This is a genomic window from Tamilnaduibacter salinus, from assembly GCF_003096655.1.
Lineage (GTDB): Bacteria > Pseudomonadota > Gammaproteobacteria > Pseudomonadales > Oleiphilaceae > Tamilnaduibacter > Tamilnaduibacter salinus.
This window is the reverse complement of sequence record NZ_QEKQ01000002.1, coordinates 508291-526073: the sequence shown is the minus strand read 5'-3', so window position 1 is coordinate 526073 and position 17783 is coordinate 508291. Positions and strand designations below refer to the sequence as shown.

Here is a 17783-nt window from a genome sequence, read left to right as displayed (position 1 = left end):
GGTCGCCACGCCGATCGACACAGGCCCCTTGACGGAACGCTAACCCTGAGAGTGCCCCCGTTGGCCCTCTGGTCCATGATGCATCCAACGGGTCAGTCGAAGCCCATCCTCCAGCACCAGATAGAAACAGGGTACGAGGAACAGGATCAACGCCGTCGCGAACACGATGCCGAAGCCCAGAGACACCGCCATGGGGATCAGGTAGGCCGCCTGCAGCGACGTCTCCAGAATGATGGGCGTCAGTCCGCCGAACGTGGTGAGCGTGGTCAGCACGATGGGGCGGAAGCGTCGTAGCCCCGCCTCGTAGATCGCCTGGAACGCGCTTTCGGTGCCGCGCCGTCGGTTGGCGTAATCCACCATGATCAGCGAATCGTTCACCACCACCCCAGACAGGGCAATGATCCCCATGAAACTGACCAGCGACAGGTCATGCCCCAGCACCATATGACCCATGATGGCGCCTACGGCACCGAAGGGGATGGCCAGCATGACGATGAGCGGCTGTAAGTAGCTGCTGAACGCTACGGCCAGCAGGGCGTAGATGACGCCCATGGCGATTGCGAAGCCACCCCACAGGGCCTGTGTCGATTCGCGCATGTCCGCCTGCCCGCCCTGGAACGTCCAGGTCAGCCCCGGGTAGTCGGCCCGCAGCGTGGGCAGGACGTTCGTCTGCAGCTCGTTGAGCACCTGCACCGTCGCACTCTTGGGTTCCACATCGGTCCCTACAGTGACCACCCGGCGCCCGTCCCGGCGACTGATCGAACGGAACGCCTCACTGCCCGTGACCGACACCACGTCCATCAGGGGGACCTCACCACCATCGGGTGTCTGGATGATCAGGTTCTCCAGGTACTGCGTGTCCTGACGCTGGTATTCCGGCAGCCGGACCCGGATTTCGTTCTCGTTGGTGCCGCGAAGCTGACGCAGCGCGAGCGATCCATAGAAAGCATCGCGGATCTGCTGACCGATGTCGGCACCGGTCAGGCCGAGCGCGTGCGCCTGATCGGTCAGGCGGAAATCAAGCTGGGGCTTACCGGAGGTATAGCTGTCGTTGACGTTTCGAGTCTGGGACAGGGACTTCAGTTCCTGCACGAGTCGGTCACTGGCCGTGGCGAGAATGTCGATGTCGGCGTGGCTCAGGTCGACACTGATGTCATCACGCCAGCTTCCGGGGCCCTGTTCCGCCTCGAAGGTGATCTGATCCACGCCCTTGAAATCGCCGATCCGGTTGCGCCAGAGCTCGACGATGGCGTTGACGGTCATGTCCCGTTCGGCTTCGGGCCGGAGTACCAGCTCCACATCGATCTTCTGTTCGCCGCGGACATTGGTTTTAATGCCTTCGACATTGCGCTGCAGTGACGGGCTGTTATCGAGCATCTGGCGCGTTGTCCCCGTGACGGCCAGTGCCAGTTCACCGGCCTGTCGTGTGGTGGTTCCGACCGGAAGTGTTACGCCGGCTTCGATCTCGTCCGCCGGCACCTCCGGCATCATGATCATGCCCATGTGGTCGCTGCTGGCGTAGGCGCCGACCACCAGCATGATGGTCACCGCGCTGGTCAGCGTGACGTAGCGGTACCGCAGTGCACGGTCGAGCAGGGGGCGGTAGATGCCATCCACCACGCGCTGGAAACCACGTGAGAAGACGCGCTGGATGGCATGCAGGGCGTCGCCGTAAATGGTCACCGTGCCTTTGCCGCTGTGGCCCAGATGGGCGGGCAGAATGAACAGTGCCTCAAACAGGGAAATCGCCAGCACCACGATCACCACAGCACCCAGCGGCCACCAGAAATTGCCCGTCACGCCGGGTATGAACAGCAGCGGCAGGAATGCCACGATGTTGGTGAGGATGCTGAATGTGACGGGGCCGGCGATGTCCTTCGCGCCCTGGATGGCGGCGCTCATGAAGTCCATGCCCCGTTCCCGGTACTCATAGATGTTCTCCCCCACCACGATGGCGTCGTCCACCACGATGCCCAGCACCATCAGGAAACCGAACATGGAGATCATGTTGATGCTGATCCCGAGCATGGGGAGAAACACGATGCTGCCGACGAAGGAAATGGTCATGCCCATCATGATCCAGAACGCCAGGCGGTATTCGAGGAACAGGCTGAGGATGACCAGCACGATGGCAATCGCAAAGACGCCGTTTTCCAGCAGCATCGTCATCCGGTCCTGGAAATGCTCGGCCCGGTTGCCGTCGATGCGGACCTTGACCCGGTCGGGCAGGGTGTCGCGGAGTTCGTCCATGACCCGCCTGCCCGCGGCGGCCACGTCCAGGGGCGATTGGCTGCCGGTGCGGAACAGCTCGATCTCGATCGACGGCTGACCGTTGAAACGGGAGTGAAAACCGGCCTCGTCGAAACCGTCTTCCACCCGGGCCAGGTCCCCGAGGGTGACGGTGGCGCCGGACTCTGAGCGGCGCACAACGATGCGCTCCAGCGCATTCGCCCACTGCTTGCGCTCCTGAAGCCGCAGCAGGATGTCCCCCTGATCGGTGGCCATACGGCCGGCCGGAATGTCCTGACTGTTTCGTTCGATGAGGGTGGCGACTTCGTCGAGCGTCAGGCCGTGTTCGCGCAGTTCCCGTTGGGGAATCTCAATGCTGGTGAGGTATTCGGGCACATCGCTGATGACCGCGCGGGTGATGTCGTTTTCGCCCAGCAGACGATCCCGGACACGTTCGCCCAACTGGCGCAGCGTCCAGATATCGACGTCGCCGTAGAGAACCAGCTCCATGACGTCGCGGGTCCGGGTCTGCAGGCTTACCCGGGGTTCTTCGGCCTGTTGGGGGAAGGTGCGGATACGATCCACGGCCTGCTCAATGTCCTGCAGGGCCTGCATCCGATTGGCGTCGGCCACCAGTTCGAGCTGGATGCGGGCCGCGCCCTCCCAGGCGGTGGACGTCATCTCCTTGATGCTCTCGATGCCCTGAACCGCTTCCTCAACAGGCAGGAGAATGCCCTGTTCGACTTCGCTGGGCGCGGCGCCCGGGTAGCTCATCTGGACCTGAACGATGTCCAGCTGCGCCTCGGGGAAGACCTCTTTCTGAATCTGGAAGGCCATCCACACACCACTGCCGATCAGCAGGATCATCAGCAGGTTGGCGGCAATGGAATTGCGGGCCATCCACTCGAGGGGACCGACCCAGCCCTGGCGTTGGGGGCTCTGGTTGGACGGTTCGGTCATGAGTCGCTGGCCTCAACCCGCAGTGCAGCCCCCTCGACCACGCTGGCGAGATCGCTACTGACGACCCGGTCGCCATCGTTCAGCCCCTGGTCGATGTAGGCATACCGGCCATCGCGGAATACGATGTTCACATCGCGGATGCTCAGCGCCCCGTCCTGCATCACCCAGACCGTCTCGTTACGCCTCACAAGATCGCGGTCGATGCGTACGACGTTCTCGATGGTTCGTCCCTCGATCCGGTTGCTGACATAGCTGCCGAGCAGCAGGGGCGGTTTGCGGTTCTTGGACGCGGACAGCGCGAGCGGATCATCGACCGTGATCAGAACCCGGGCCATTCGGGACTGTTCATCCAGCTCCCCGACCAGGCGCAGTAGATGGCCTTCCCGGTATTGGCCGTCGGCCCACGCGGATTGGTTGCGGATGCGGACGTTCGAACCCGGATCGCCACCGAACTGAAGGCGGCTCAGCCTGGACAGGGGCACCGTCGCTTCCACCCAGTAGCGGTCAGTGGCTACCAGACGCGCCATGGTCTCACCGGCGTTGATCTGAGACCCGACTGTGACCGACCGGCTCAATACCTGGGAATCAAACGGGGCGGTGACGGTGGTGCGCTCCAGATTCAGCTCGGCCTGGCGGACAGCCGCCTCGGCGCTCTGGACGGCGGCTTCGGCCTGCTTGAGTTGCGGTTCGCGAAGAACGAGGGCCCGATTCATGCCCTCGATGTCGTCGCCCATGAGCTGGAATTCCTCGCGGGCGACCGATTGTTGCCCCTGCTCAATGGCCAGATCCGCTTCGGCCTGTTTCAGTTCGCTGCGGCGCTGGGCGAGCGCAGCCTGGTAGTCCGCCGGATCAATGCGGGCGAGCGTTTCCCCGTCAGAGACGGAGGCGCCGGGGGACAGGGCGTCTGACTGCTCAATGACCTGTCCGCCGACCCGTGGGCTCAGGGCGACTTCCCGGGCTGCCGTCACCCGGCCCATGACGTCGATGATGGGGCGGTAGTCACTGATGGTGACCGGGGTAACGTCCACCAGCATGGCGGTGTCCCGGGCAGCGTCCTGTCGGGTCGCCTGTGGCTCGGTTCGGAAGATCAGCCAGATCAGGCCAATGCCAACGACGAGGATCACCAGCGAAATCAGAGCGGTTTTCAGGCGCCCGGCACGACCGGTTTCCGGGCGGGCAGCCTCCTCGTTAATCGGTTGTGTCATTCGGGGTTTCTCCGTCGGAAGGGGCGCTCGCTAGCGGACCGGCAAGGGCCCGGTACAGGGCAATCCGGTAATCCAGTAGCTGGCGGCGGGCCGAGAGCAGGGCGCGGCGCAGTTCCTGTCGGTCCTGAAGGGCGGTCAGCACATCGATGTAATCGACCACGCCATTGACGTACTGGCTTCGGCGCTGGTCATAGGTGGCGTCTGCCAGCTTCAGTTGTTGTGACTGGCTTTTGATGCGCCGCCGCTGCTTGCGTTCCTGAATGAGGGCGTCTTCGACTTCCTGAAATGCGATCAGGATGGACTGACCGAATTCGTACAGTCGCTGCTGGCGGACGGAACGGGTCCGGGCGACTTCCGCATCCCGCTGGCCGGCGTCAATCAGCGGCGCGACAAGATTGCCCGCCAGGCCGGCGGTCCAGTTATCGAAAAGGTCGTTGACGCTGTTCTCCCGCGTGGTGACCGATGCGGTCAGCGTCAGTCGGGGCCATCGGTTCGCCATGGCGGCCCCCAGCTCGGCATCCGCCGCCTTGAGGGCGTTGTAGCGCTGCTGGATATCCGGGCGGCGCTGGACCAGCTCGGACGGGATGCCGGTATCGGGCAGAGGCCCGGCGGTGGGGAGCGAGCGACCGTCGGGAAGTGTTTCGTCCAGCGGTGCTTCCCCGAGGAGCACCGACAGTTGGTGCCTGAGCACCCCGATGCGTGATTCCACCGTGAGTATCCGCTCCCGGGAGGACTCCACGAGCTGTTGCTGGCGGAGGACGTCGGCGCTGTTGGCCTGCCCGCTGGCGAACTGCCGTCGGATCAGGGACAGGACGTTCCGGTTGGTCTCAAGCTGATCATGCGCCAGATCCAGCTGGGCCCGCTGTTCCAGCAGTTGAAACCAGGTATTGGTCAGCTCTCCGGCCAGGGAGAGGGCGGCCGTCTGGTAATCGGCCCGGGAGGCCCGAACCTGGAACTGTTGGGCGTCGACCTGTGCGTCGATCCGGCCCCACAGGTCCACTTCGTATTCCGAGCTCAGTCCCAGGGTCACGGTCTCGCTGTCGGCGCTGGCGGTGTCGCTTCGCCGGGTTTCGGCACTGGCGTTACCGCTCAGATTGGGGTAGAGCGAAGCGGACTCCCGTTCGAGAACGGCCCGGGATTGTCGAAGTCGTTCGTAGGCGGCGCGAAGGTCGAGATTCTGCCCCAGCGCGTCCTGAATCAGCTGTTCCAGAGCGTTGTCATCGAAGGCGCGCCACCAGCGCCCCGGAGCGGTCAGATCACCGGTCTGGCTGAACGACTCCGGAACGGTGACGGGAGGGGGCGTCTGGTCTGGTGAGTGGCCAGTCGTTGCGCACCCAACCAACAGCGCCGGGATCAGCAGCAGTGGGCCGAATCGGCCCGTCCTGTTGTCAGTGCTGTGGCTGGCCTTGGGCATGGGGCGTCCGGATTCCTTGCATCGTCGTTGGTCAGAGTCGGCCGCGCGTCGGCTCTGCGTCGTCCAATCGATACGAACGATATCGTGTCCACGATGACGACGCGGGTGACCCCATGGACCATACCGAACACAAAAGTTCCCCGAAAAGCGCTGATCGGTGAGACTGCCATCCTCATTCGGCCAAAGGAACAAGGCGTGTTACGAATCATTCGTATTATTGTTGTGGTTGGTTCGGGTTGGTAAACTGCTTCTGTTGTTTCAGATCGAGGCGCCCGCCCGTGTCGGACACTCAGCTGGCCTTCCAGCCGCAACCGTTCTGTGTCGATGACTTCCTGAGCTTTGGCCGGCATTACGGCATTCGCTTTCAGTTTCCCTCTCTGGGTGTGCGTGATGACGCCCGGGCTTCGAGTCCGACGGTGGCTAGGGGGTGTGTTCAGGAATGGTTGTTGCGTTCCGGGTTCTGGTTTACCAGCTCGGAACTGGATGTTCTGGAGCCCTACGAATCGATTTCGCAGGGCCGCTCGCCTCTTTTGATCGTGGTTATTCTGTCTGGGTGTGTGACGTTGCGAGTTGGCGCGTGGCAACGGGAGTTCCATCCCGGTATGGCGCTGAGTCTTCGACTGGGCGATGGGCAGTCGCTGCACGCCATCCATCTCTCCGGTCAGCGGCTCAAGACAGCCACCCTGGCGCTTGACCCGGCCCATCTGGCCGAGAGCAGTGCCCACAACGACCTGCTGACACAGGTTCTGAACGAGGCTCGGCTGCCGTTCCATCCCTGGCGGGTGCCCAAGGACCTGTTCGGCCTGCTTCAGCAAACCCTGTCGGAGGGCGGGGCGGATTCCCAGCGTCGGCTGATTCTGGAGGGTCTGGCCCTTCAGTTGGTCGGGCATGGCTATCCGGCGCCTCCCCGCCATCGGGTACCCGTGTTCCCGTCGGGCTCCAGGCAGCGGCTGGAAACCGTCCGTCAGTTGATGGCGTTCGCGCCGGGCGATTCGTACTCACTTCAGGATCTCGCCGCGCATGCGGCCATGAGCCCAAGCAGCTTGCGGGACAAGTTCCGCCGGACCTACGGGGTTTCCGTGTTTGAGTACCTACGCAAGTGTCGTCTGGAGTTGGCCTGGAGCCTCCTGGAGCAAGGCCACAGTGTGCAGCAGGCGGCGCATCAGTCTGGGTACCGGCACGCGACCAACTTTGCCACCGCATTCCGGAAGCATTTCCGGTGCTCGCCCAGCGATATTGCCGGCGACCCCCCGTCTGCCCCCGCCTGACCCGGTCCATTCTGTCACGCCGCATAGATTTTCTGGCAGCGCGCATACCTTTGTGGTGTCGTGAAATAGAATAATTCTCATTACCGAATATCAACGTTTGATTAATGGAGGTTGTCCATGTTCCAACCGTCCCGGCTATCGCGGGCTGTCGCGCTGTCTGTATTGGGGCTGTCGGCATCCGCGAATGCTGTTGCCGATGACACAACACGGCTGGATGCCTTGACTGTTACCGCGACGAAAGGCGCGACCAAGACGGAGACCCCGGTTGTGGAGACGCCCCAGTCTGTCTCTGTGATCGAGAGCGAAGACTGGCAGGAGAAGGACGCCGAGAGCGTGCAGCGGGCCGCCAACTACACACCCGGTGTGGGGACCAATCAGATCGGGTCGTCAAACCGCTATGATTATCTGATCCTGCGCGGCTTCTCCAGCGGGAGCATCAACAACACGTTCCTGGATGGCCTGAAGGTCATGAACGATGGCGGCTCCTTCAGTTCCTTCGCCATCGATCCCTGGTTCCTCGACCGGATTGAAATCGTGAAGGGCCCGACGTCGGTTCTGTACGGTCGCAGCTCGCCCGGTGGTATCGTGGCGCTCACCAGCAAGCGTCCGGAATACGAGTTTGGCGGTGAGGTGCGTGCGCGACTCGGTAACAATGCGCAGCGTGAGTTCGCATTTGATGTGACCGGGCCGGTGGATGACGACCAACGCGTTGCCTACCGGCTGACCGGCATTCTCTCCGCAGCCGATGCCCAACAGGATTTTGTGGAAGAAGAGCGCCGGGCCATCGCCCCCTCACTGATGTGGGACATCACCGATGACACGTCACTGACATTGCTGGCCTACCTGCAGAGCGATCCGGAGGGTGGATACCACAGTGGTCTGCCATACGAAGGGACCGTCGTGCCCCGCAACGGGCGCAAGATTGACAACACGTTCTTCGAGGGCGAACCGGACTACAAACGCTTCAGCCGCGACATGGCGATGGTCGGTTACGACCTGGAGCATCAGCTCAATTCCCAGTGGTCTGTGACCCAGAAGTTCCGTCATCTGAGTTCCGATGTGAAACTCCAGCAGGTCTATGCCTTTGGCTGGGCGTCCGATACCGAGCTGCTTCGTTTTTACTCCGCCGCAGAGGAGGATCTGGAAGCCGTCACCGTGGACAACCAGGTCAAAGGCCATCTGGCGATCGGCGCGGTTGACCACACCCTGCTGGTTGGGCTGGATTATCAGCAGCGTCGGAATGATGTGGTCTGGCCCAGGGGGGCGTTTCCCGCGATTGATGCCTTTAATCCGCAGTACGGGGCGGAACCAACGGCTCTCTCTGGGCCCTCGCGTAACCTGCGGGAAGTCAGTCAGACCGGTCTCTACCTGCAGGACCAGATGGCCATCGGCGGTTGGCGCCTGAATCTGGGAGGACGTTATGACTGGGTGGACATCGAGAATACCAACCGCGATACCAACGCGGCGGCGGAGCTGGATGAGACTCAGTTCAGCGGTCGCGCGGGTCTGCTCTATTACTTCGACAACGGCATCGCGCCGTACGCCTCTTATTCCACGAGTTTCTCACCAAACGCGTTCAGAAATGCTGACGGGAATCTGATCGAGCCGTCCGAAGGGCGTCAGATTGAGACCGGTCTGAAGTACCAGCCGGTCGGATCCCGCGATCTGTACACGCTGTCGCTGTTCCGTATTCATCAGGAGAATCTGGCCACCAAGTTGCCTCAGGAACCCTTCTACCGGGCGATCGGTGAGATTCAGTCGCAGGGCTTAGAGCTTGAGGCGAAGACGCAGGTGAGCGAGAACCTGGGGCTGCAGGTTGGGTACGCTTACACGGACGTCATGTTCGAAAAGTCCGAGGCGTATCGTGAAGGCAATGATGCGAGTCAGGTGCCCAAGCATCAGGTGACGGCCTGGGCAGACTACCGCTTCACTGAAGGTGCTCTGAATGGCGCCAGTGCGGGGCTGGGCGTGCGTCACATGGCGGACATCTGGGCCGACGACGCCAATACCCGTCAGGTACCGGACTACACGCTCGTGGATCTGGCTCTGGGCTATGACTTCCGTCATGTTGGCCTGCCTGGGGTGTCGGCCCGCCTGAACGTGAACAACCTGCTGGACAAGGAATATGTCGCGTCCTGCTTCAACAGCACGAATTTCTGCTACTTCGGTGCGGAGCGGAACGTGACCGCGACCGCCTCCTACCGCTTCTGATCACCGACAACGCACCACCTCCGGTCTGACGGGGGTGGTGCTCCCTCCTTCCATATAATCAGGCGAGCGCATCCGTTCCATCTGTGCGACAGGATCATTTGATGATGCGGTCGGCCCACTATAATCTTTGAGATGTGTCGTCATCTGTCGGTCAGGGAACCATGCCGAGAATCCGATCTTCAGTGAATGCCGTCGCCCTTCCCCCATCCTCGGGCCGACCGGAGACCCTGCCGGCTGGTGTGGCGGCGGAGGCCCTGTCTGATTTTATCCAGCGTCATCCCCGGCTGTTCATACTGACGGGGGCCGGGATCAGTACCGAATCGGGCATTCCGGACTATCGGGATGACGAGGGCGGCTGGAAGCGCAAGCAGCCGGTCCAGCACCAGGCGTTCATGGCGGATGAGCACCTGAGGCGGCGGTACTGGGCGCGCAGCCTGGTGGGCTGGCCGGTCATCCGCAACGCCCGGCCGAACCCGGCCCATCACCACCTGGCGGAGCTCGAACAGCGGAACCACATCCACCAGGTGGTGACCCAGAACGTGGATCGGCTGCACCAGCGCGCGGGAAGTCAGCGAGTCCTCGATTTGCACGGTCGGGCTGACGAAGTGCTCTGCATGCATTGTGGGTACCGATGCCGTCGGGATGACGTCCACGAGTGGTGTTCGGCACTGAACCCGTCGTTCAGCAATCTCTCAGCTGAGCACGCGCCGGATGGTGATGCGGATCTCGAACGGGACTTTTCAGCGTTCAAGGTTGCGAATTGTCCCAGGTGCGATGGCGTCCTCAAGCCGGACGTCGTCTTCTTTGGTGATTTTGTGCCCAAAGCACGGGTGGATGCGGCAAAAGAGGCCCTTCAGGCCAGTGACGGTCTGCTCGCCATCGGATCCTCGCTGATGGTGTACTCGGGCTTCCGCTTCTGTCGTTACGCCAGCGAGTGGGGCAAACCGATTGCGACGCTCAACCTGGGACGAACCCGGGCCGACCCAATCGCTGATCTGACCCTCAATGCCCGCATTGGCGAGACGTTATCCCTTGTCCTCGACCGGCTTCGACCGCCCGGAAGCTGTTAGGATGTGCCTGCGCCAATGCGCATTCCCCAGTCATTCACGGGTATGGGATCACAATGGCACCTGAAGCCGCTGTTCTTCTGTTGAATGTCGCCGTGATTGTGGTGGCATACGGTCTGGTGTATCCCGCCTTCGCGGCGGGTAATCTTCGCAGGCTCGCGGTCAATGACCTGGTGGCGACGGCGATCCCGCTGACAGTGGTGGGGTCCGTCTTCTGGGGAACCGATGAGTCGTTCAATGCCCTGGTCATCGACCTGAACTGGTTCTGGTTTACACTGCTGACGTTCTTCGCCATTGAAGCGCCGTTCATGGTCTGGTACTTCCGCCGTTATCAGGTATTCGACGATCAGTAATCGCCTTGGATACGCTCCTGACGGGGCTCCTTTTTCGCCCGCCGATCCTGTAACAATCCGTTGATGACAGGCACAACCCGTGCTGTTAGGGTCCACAAACATAACTGATTATCACAAATGCCGGGGGCAGTCATGACGGTTGGCGTCATTGCGGCGCTATTGGCCGCGTTTGTCGCGGGGTCGATGGTGTACGTCTATCGATTTCGTGGTCAGGTTCGATATGACAGTCTGCGTGAATACCTTCGAAAAGGCTGGCCGCTGTTCAGCCCCCTGAACTGCCTCCTCTATCTGTTTACAGAGCGCCGCGGTCGCCGGCCCATCATGGATGTGGACCAGTTCCCGGAACTGGATGTGATCCGCCAGAACTGGCAGACGATCCGGGAAGAGGCCCTGGCCCTGCATGAAAGCCGCGTGTTTGATCAGACCAGCGATCCGAACTCGAGCGCCTATTACGACATCGGTTTCCGGACGTTTTACAAGTACGGCTGGAGCAAGTATTACCTGAAGTGGTATGGCACCCGTCACCGGTCCGCTCTGTCGTCCTGCCCGGAAACACTGCGGATACTGGATCAGGTTCCCTGCGTTAATGGTGCCATGTTCTCGGTGCTGCCGGTGGGAAGTAAGTTGACCCGGCATGCCGACCCGATGGCCTGCTCGATGCGCTACCATCTGGGACTGGCGACCCCCAACGATTCGCAGTGCTACATCAATATCGACGGCATGGACTATTCATGGCGCGATGGTGACGATCTGCTGTTCGATGAAACCTATCTGCATTACGCGCGCAATGATGCCGCGGCGGACCGGCTGATCCTGATGTGCGACGTGGAGCGACCCACGTGGATTGTGGGCCGTATCGTCAACTTCTTCTACAAGGGGCTGATGCGCCTGACCGTGGTCCCCAACGATGAGCGCGACAAACGCGGGTTGGCCAACACCATTTTTGCGCGGGTGTCGCCGACGCTGGCCAATGTCCGAACCCTGAAGACATCCAATCCGGCCCGTTACCAGACGATCAAATACTCCGTGAATGCGACGCTGGGCCTGGTTGTCTCTGCTGCGATTGTCGGCACCGTGTATGGTCTGTATTCGCTGGCCGACAGCGTGATCTGATCATGCCACTGTGTTACCGGCTTCATTGAGAGCGGGCCGTCGTGGATTTCGCCGGTAGAGCTCTGCCCTGCGGGGTGCGACCGGACGACGCCACGAAGCACCCCGTGACGACCAGAACGCCGGCGAGCGGCAGACGCCAGTCCGGCGCGCTGACGCCGGCCAACACCATGAATACGGCGGCCAGAACCGGTACCAGGTACGCCAGAGGCCCCACCACGGCCGTTGACCCTACCCGCAGCGCCAGATTCCACGCCGCCATGGCCAGCCCATAGGGCCCCAGACCCAGAACGACGCCGGCGGTGACCGCGAGGATGGAGACCGATGCTATGCTCCCGCCGGACAGGCCGTCTGCGCCCGCAGCGCCCGCGCCGGCTGTCAGGAACAGGGCCGGCAATACCGGCGTGATGGACACGGGGGCCAGTTGTGAAATCATGGAATACAGTGCCCAGCACAGACCGGAACCCAGTGCGAGGGCATACCCCACACCGTGTGCCGACAGCTCCCCGTTGAAGGACTGCGGGCCCAGCACCAGTGCCGTGCCGCTGAAGGCAATGGTTGTGCCCGCCAGAACCGTCAGCGAGAGTCGCTTGCGCAGCACCAGATCACTGAGTAGTACGAACAGAACCGGCCAGGTGTAGGTGACGAGCGCGGCTTTCGCCGTGGGCGCCTTGCCAAGCCCCATCAGATAGAAGCTGACGGCGCCGAGGACCAACAGCGGCAACAGCAGATGGATCACCAACTGCCAGGTTCTGGACAGGCGCGGTTTCTCCACCGGGCGTGCCTTGCGGCTCATGGGAATGGTCGCCATCGCACCGGCAAAGAGTGAAATCGCCGTGAGCTTGAGCGGCGGCAGGGCGGCTGCCCACTCCACCAGAAGCGGCGCGATGCTCCAGAGAAGAACAGCGAAAAGCGCGGCAAACAATCCCCGGGCTCCTTGAGCGGTCAGCAACCCCGTCATAGCGAATCTCCTGTCGGTGTGAATGAGTGACAGGGCTATGCTAATGCTCAATGATGTATCACAATATCGACAATGTTTTCTTGAAGTCATCACAGAGTGTGATGTGTTATGAGGCCGAGAAATCTGGACCTGAATCAGCTCCGAACGCTGGTGGCGGTTGCGGACCTGGGCACCGTGACCCGGGCGGCGGAGCGGCTGTCATACACCCAGTCCGCGGTCAGTATGCAGTTACAGCGGCTGGAGACGTCTGTGGGCATGGCGCTGCACCAGAAAGCGGGGCGGCAGGTCCGGTTGACGGCGGATGGGGAGCGGTTGCTGGGCTACGCCCGTCGGATGCTGGCGATGAATGACGAGGCGCTGGCAGATCTGAAACGACCGGTGGTCCAGGGGACTTTGAAGCTGGGCATTCCCGAGGACTATGCAACGCTGCTGTCATCGGCGCTGGTTCATTTTACCCAGCTTTACCCATCGCTGAACCTGGAGGTCCATTGCGGCAACAGTGAATCGCTGGTGAACCAGGTCCGCCAGGGCGATCTGGATCTGGCACTGGTGACCCGTCAGCGTCACTCGCCGGGCGGTGAGGTCATCCGTCGGGAGCCGCTGGTCTGGGCCGTGGGTCTGCACCATCAGCCCCCGCTCAAAGATCCGTTGCCCATGGCGTTCTATTCCCCCGGTGCGGACGTGTTTCGTGAAGAAGCGGAGCAGGCACTGGAAAGTGCCGGTCGCCGATGGCGGGTGGCGTATGGGAGCCAGTCCATGGTGGGGCTACGACCGATCGTTGACGCCGGTCTTGCGGTTGCCGTTGTCACCCGCCATATGGTGACGGCGGGCCTTCGTGTGCTGGATGAAAGCAGCGGCCTGCCACCCCTTCCCGTCGTGGAGATCGCACTGCATCGACCGCCGGGGCGCCCGACTGAGGCCGTCCAACAACTCGCGGAGCTGCTCAGGCAGCAATTGGCCGGCGAGGGGGTATGAATCCCCCACTGCGCCGGCAGGGGCGGGGCGTTATTCCCAGATCACTTTCCGTTTCTGCTGATACCAACCGTCAATGCGGTCCGCATAGTGATTCTCGATCACGTTGCGCTTGATTTTCATGGTGGGCGTCAGCATGCCGTTTTCCATGGTCCAGGGTTCGCGGACCACGGCGACAAACGCAAGCTGCTGGTGGGATTCGGTTTCGGCGTTGACGGCGTCCAGCTCCGCGGCCAGCTCCCGCTCCAGATCATCCTTCTGGCTGCCATTATCCAGTGCCGCACGGGCTTCCTCGGAGAGCAGCACCATGACGCAGGGCTGAGGCTGGTTGGCGCCCGCCACGCAGACGGCTTCCACCTGGGGATGATTGAAGCGCCCCTCGATCGGAACCGGTACCACGTACTTCCCTTTGGACGTCTTGAACAGGTCTTTGACCCGGCCGGTGATACGCAGAAAGCCGCTGGCGTCAATCTCACCCATATCGCCGGTCTTCAGGAACCCGTCATCGGTCAGATCCTCCCGGGTTTTCTCTTCGTTCTTGTAATAGCCGAGCATCTGCCCCGGGCTTTTCACCTGCACCTCATCACCGTCGCCCAGCCGGTGTTCGACACCCGGACTCGCGACGCCGACCGTGCCGATACGGGTCTGCCCGGGGCGGTTGGCGTGAGAGTAGCCGAAGTTTTCGGACATGCCGTAAACCTCCAGCAGCTCCAGCCCCAGGTTCCGGTACCAGTGAACGATCTCGGCGGACAGCGGGGCGGCACCGGTCAGGGCGGCCCGGCAGTGATCCAGCCCGAGCTGCTTGAGTACCTTGCGTTTCACGGCCCGGTTCAGGATCGGGAGGTTGAACAGGAGTTTCTGCTTCTTCGGCGGCAGTTTCTCGTTAATGGTCATGTAGAACTTCATCCAGAGCCGCGGCACCGAGAAGAAGAGGGTGGGCCGGGCCCGTTGCAGGTCTTCCTGGAAGGTCTCCAGTGAGTTGGCGAAGTAGAGCCGGAACCCGTAATACAGGGACAGGGTCTGGACCGCGGCACGCTCAGCCACGTGCGCCAGCGGCAGGTAGGACAGCATCCGGTCCTCCGGTCCGACGGGGAAGATCTGCTGGAGGCCTTCTGCAACGGAAATCATTGTTCTGAAGCTGTGCATCACACCCTTCGGTCGGCCGGTGCTGCCGGAGGTGTAGATCAGCGTGGCCAGGTCGTCCGGATCCGGCAGAATGGGGTCCGCCGGCTTGGTGCGCGCCGTGATGTCGGTCCACTGGTCCGTATCCGGGCGCGGGGACATGGGCAGTGAGATGAGCGGGAGGTCGGCCGGCAGCTGGCCTTTGATATCGTCCCAGCCATCGGCCGTGCCATCGAGCTTGCCGAGAAACAGCAAGCGGGCTTCACTATGCTCCAGAATGTACTCGGCGGTCTCGCCGTTGAGTGTGGGGTACATGGGCACGGACACCATGCCGGCTGCCCAGATCGCCAGATCGGCGAGAATCCAGTGGGCGCTGTTCTTGCCGAGAATGGCAATATGGCTGCGCTCCGGGAGATCCAGGCTGCGCAGGTGACCGGCCATGCGTCGAACCTGATCGGCGGCCTGCGTCCAGGTGATGTCTTCGGTATGACCGTCCGGGTAGGGTTGAGTCAGATAAACCTTGTCCGGTGTCTGTTTCGCCCAGTGGAACAGGCAGTGGAGGGACGTCTGCTTCTCGCTCGGAATCGGCATCAATAATCTCCAATTCATTGTTATTGTGTGATCCGTCGGTATTCTATGATGGTTTTCGGTCGCTGTACCATCATTCGGAGAAGGTCATTGTCTGAATTTCCCCTCATCCGTTCCTATCGTCCGTCGGACTGGGCAGCGGTCTGGTCGATCATCCGGCCCGTCTTCCGGGCCGGTGAGACCTATGCCATCCCGACCGACATCGCCGAAGCCGATGCCCATAGGCTCTGGATTGAGGCGCCAGCCGCGGCGTATGTTGCACAGGACGACGGGGGGCGCGTTCTGGCGACATACTACATCAAAGCCAATCATCCGGGACCGGGATCACACGTCTGTAACTGCGGCTACATCGTGGACCGATCCGCACGGGGCCAGGGACTTGCGTCGGCCTTGTGCGGCCATTCCCAGACGGTCGCGGTTGAGCTGGGGTTCCGGGCGATGCAGTACAATCTGGTGGTCGCCACCAACCAGGGTGCTCTCCGGGTATGGAGAAGACACGGTTTCGAGATCGTCGGGACGTTGCCCGGCGCATTCCAGCACCCCGAGTTGGGTGATGTGGATGCGCACCTCCTGTACAAGAGCCTGATGTCGGGAACGGGGTCATGATGGAGATCTCCAGCCGCGTGACGATCCCCGAATCGGAGATTGAAATCCATCAGATCCGGGCCCAGGGCGCCGGTGGGCAGAATGTGAATAAGGTGGCCAGCGCCGTTCATCTGCGTTTTGATATCCCCGGATCGAGTCTGCCTGACAATGACAAGACGCGCCTGCTGATGCTGGAGGATCGTCGCATCAATAAAGATGGCGTGGTCGTCATCAAGGCCCAGCAGTTCCGGACGCTGGAACTGAACCGGGAAGACGCTCTCCAGAGGCTGAAGGCGCTGATCCGCCAAGCCATCAAACCCCGCAAAACCCGCAAGCCAAACAGGCCCTCGAGGCGTGCCCGCCAACGTCGTATGGACAAGAAGAAGCAGCGCGGACGCACCAAGGCCCTGCGCGGTCCGGTCCGGTACTGAGGCCAGAAAGCGCTCTGAGATAGCGCAGTGGTGTCGTTTTTGCGTACAGGTGTGTTCCCTCCGGGGTGCCGGGACGGAAGCTGTTTCACAGAATCAGCGAGGCCTGGTTGTCATTCAGGGCCGTCGCTCATGAAACTTGAGAGTCTTAACCAAGGAGCGACTGTCACCGATTTACACTTCCTGAAGGAGCCTGTTTGAGGTTCCGACACGGTGGCAGTAGCAGGTTTACCCGTTCAGGAAAGGATTCTTTCATGGCCTCACCCCGCGGTGTGTCCTACGACGTACCCGTTATTTCGGCCGCCTATGCCCGCCGCTTTCTGGACTTTATGGAAAGTCGGGGCGTCGGAAGCCGGGCATTGCTCGACGGCAGCCAGCTCAGCGAACAGATGCTCGGTCAGCCCGAGCGGTTTCTGTCCATCAACCAGCTTCATCGCCTGTTCGATGAGGCGCAAAGCGCGATTCAGGATGAGCGCATGCCGTTCCAGTTTGGCCAGCGGCTGGATCTGGAGGCCCATGGTCTGCTCGGTTTTGCGTTCATTCGTCATGAGGGCTATCAGGAGCTGGTAAGCCGGATTGTCCAGTATCTTCGCGTTTGTCTGCCGATCATGGACATGGAGGTATCCCGCCGTGGGTCGGCGTTGTCCATTCGTCTGGTTGATAACTGGTCTCTTGGAGAGCAACGCTCGTTCATCTCCCGCATCTACATGGGGAGTATCCATACACTGGCGTCACTCGCCTGTGACCATCTGGAGTTCGAGCTGGATTCCGGGACGGCGCTCCCGATTGATGACTGGGAAGCCATTTCCCCGGGAACCCGCTTCCGGTTCGGGGCGGAACAGAGTCGTGCTATTCTGCCGCTACCGAGCGGTCCGATCCGCAGCGATGCGGGTGGCATGGCCTCAGTGATGGCTGAAAGCCCCTTGGATGACGAACCGACTCAGGGCAGGGTGGTGGATCTGGTCGGGCAGGTCCGTGAGCACATCATGACCAATCTGGGACGCGAATGTACTCTGGATCGGGCCGCGCAATCTCTCAAAATGAGCGCCCGGGCGCTCCGTCATCATCTGAAGCTGGCCGGGGTGTCCTTTCGGTCCATGCGAAACGACATCCGGTTTCACTATGCAACGCGCTACCTCACGGAGACTTCCGTCCCGCTGGAAGTGATCGCCAACAAACTCGGGTTCAGTGATCAGGCGAGCTTTACCCGGGCTTACCGTTCCTGGAAAGGGCGCACGCCGGGTGAGGTCCGCCGACACGGCGAGTGACGACCGGTTTCCGACTGGCGTATGACATCCATCACATTCCTG

14 protein-coding genes are annotated in these 17783 nt (G+C 61.7%); 9 read left to right on the top strand and 5 right to left on the bottom strand.

What is annotated here, in order from left to right:
* Nucleotides 1-39: 39 nt before the first annotated feature.
* From C8D92_RS04960 to C8D92_RS04950, 3 genes are read right to left on the bottom strand one after another with little or no spacing between them, the layout of a single operon-like run.
* Nucleotides 40-3189: an efflux RND transporter permease subunit gene (locus C8D92_RS04960; RefSeq protein ID WP_116918591.1), complete on the bottom strand. Its 3150-nt coding sequence runs from the start codon at nt 3187-3189 to the stop codon at nt 40-42.
* Nucleotides 3186-4394, bottom strand: coding sequence for an efflux RND transporter periplasmic adaptor subunit (locus tag C8D92_RS04955; RefSeq protein WP_116918590.1), 1209 nt, complete (start codon nt 4392-4394; stop codon nt 3186-3188). The genes C8D92_RS04960 and C8D92_RS04955 overlap by 4 nt, the downstream gene beginning before the upstream one ends.
* Nucleotides 4378-5808, bottom strand: a complete 1431-nt coding sequence (locus tag C8D92_RS04950) for an efflux transporter outer membrane subunit (protein WP_116918589.1) — start codon at nt 5806-5808, stop codon at nt 4378-4380. The genes C8D92_RS04955 and C8D92_RS04950 overlap by 17 nt, the downstream gene beginning before the upstream one ends.
* Before the next feature lie 278 nt (nt 5809-6086).
* Between C8D92_RS04950 and C8D92_RS04945 the strand changes: the two genes are divergently transcribed.
* The 5 genes from C8D92_RS04945 (at nt 6087) to C8D92_RS04925 (ending at nt 11820) form a co-directional block, all read left to right on the top strand.
* Nucleotides 6087-7076, top strand: coding sequence for a helix-turn-helix transcriptional regulator (locus C8D92_RS04945; RefSeq protein WP_133243103.1), 990 nt, complete (start codon nt 6087-6089; stop codon nt 7074-7076).
* Nucleotides 7077-7193: 117 nt separating this feature from the next.
* Nucleotides 7194-9287, top strand: coding sequence for a TonB-dependent siderophore receptor (locus C8D92_RS04940; protein ID WP_116918587.1), 2094 nt, complete (start codon nt 7194-7196; stop codon nt 9285-9287).
* A 161-nt stretch (nt 9288-9448) separates the two neighbouring features.
* On the top strand, nt 9449-10357 hold the full coding sequence (locus C8D92_RS04935) for an NAD-dependent protein deacetylase (protein WP_116918586.1): 909 nt from the start codon (nt 9449-9451) through the stop codon (nt 10355-10357).
* Between the two features lie 53 nt (nt 10358-10410).
* Nucleotides 10411-10707 carry a hypothetical protein gene (locus tag C8D92_RS04930; RefSeq protein WP_095610291.1) on the top strand — a complete coding sequence of 99 codons (297 nt, stop codon included), beginning with the start codon at nt 10411-10413 and terminating at the stop codon, nt 10705-10707.
* 132 nt (nt 10708-10839) lie between these two features.
* Nucleotides 10840-11820 (top strand): aspartyl/asparaginyl beta-hydroxylase domain-containing protein, encoded by a 981-nt coding sequence (locus tag C8D92_RS04925; RefSeq protein WP_207775113.1) that lies wholly within the window; start codon nt 10840-10842, stop codon nt 11818-11820.
* A gap of 22 nt (nt 11821-11842) precedes the next feature.
* On the opposite strand, the gene C8D92_RS04920 is transcribed toward C8D92_RS04925, so the two are convergent.
* Nucleotides 11843-12778, bottom strand: coding sequence for a DMT family transporter (locus tag C8D92_RS04920; RefSeq protein ID WP_116918584.1), 936 nt, complete (start codon nt 12776-12778; stop codon nt 11843-11845).
* Nucleotides 12779-12886: 108 nt separating this feature from the next.
* Here C8D92_RS04920 and C8D92_RS04915 point away from each other — a divergent pair, with 108 nt between their 5' ends.
* Entirely contained in the window at nt 12887-13753 is an 867-nt protein-coding gene (locus C8D92_RS04915) for a LysR substrate-binding domain-containing protein (RefSeq protein WP_116918583.1), read from the top strand.
* A gap of 30 nt (nt 13754-13783) precedes the next feature.
* Here C8D92_RS04915 and C8D92_RS04910 read toward each other — a convergent pair whose 3' ends face one another.
* Nucleotides 13784-15463 carry an AMP-binding protein gene (locus C8D92_RS04910; RefSeq protein WP_116918582.1) on the bottom strand — a complete coding sequence of 560 codons (1680 nt, stop codon included), beginning with the start codon at nt 15461-15463 and terminating at the stop codon, nt 13784-13786.
* An 87-nt stretch (nt 15464-15550) separates the two neighbouring features.
* Here C8D92_RS04910 and C8D92_RS04905 point away from each other — a divergent pair, with 87 nt between their 5' ends.
* From C8D92_RS04905 to C8D92_RS04895, 3 genes are all read left to right on the top strand, one after another.
* Entirely contained in the window at nt 15551-16066 is a 516-nt protein-coding gene (locus tag C8D92_RS04905) for a GNAT family N-acetyltransferase (RefSeq protein WP_243402361.1), read from the top strand.
* Nucleotides 16063-16476, top strand: a complete 414-nt coding sequence (arfB, locus tag C8D92_RS04900; protein ID WP_116918580.1) for an alternative ribosome rescue aminoacyl-tRNA hydrolase ArfB — start codon at nt 16063-16065, stop codon at nt 16474-16476. Before C8D92_RS04905 ends, arfB begins: the two co-directional genes overlap by 4 nt.
* A gap of 251 nt (nt 16477-16727) precedes the next feature.
* Complete coding sequence (locus C8D92_RS04895) at nt 16728-17741, top strand: AraC family transcriptional regulator (RefSeq protein ID WP_116918579.1); 1014 nt, start codon at nt 16728-16730, stop codon at nt 17739-17741.
* Nucleotides 17742-17783: the final 42 nt, after the last annotated feature.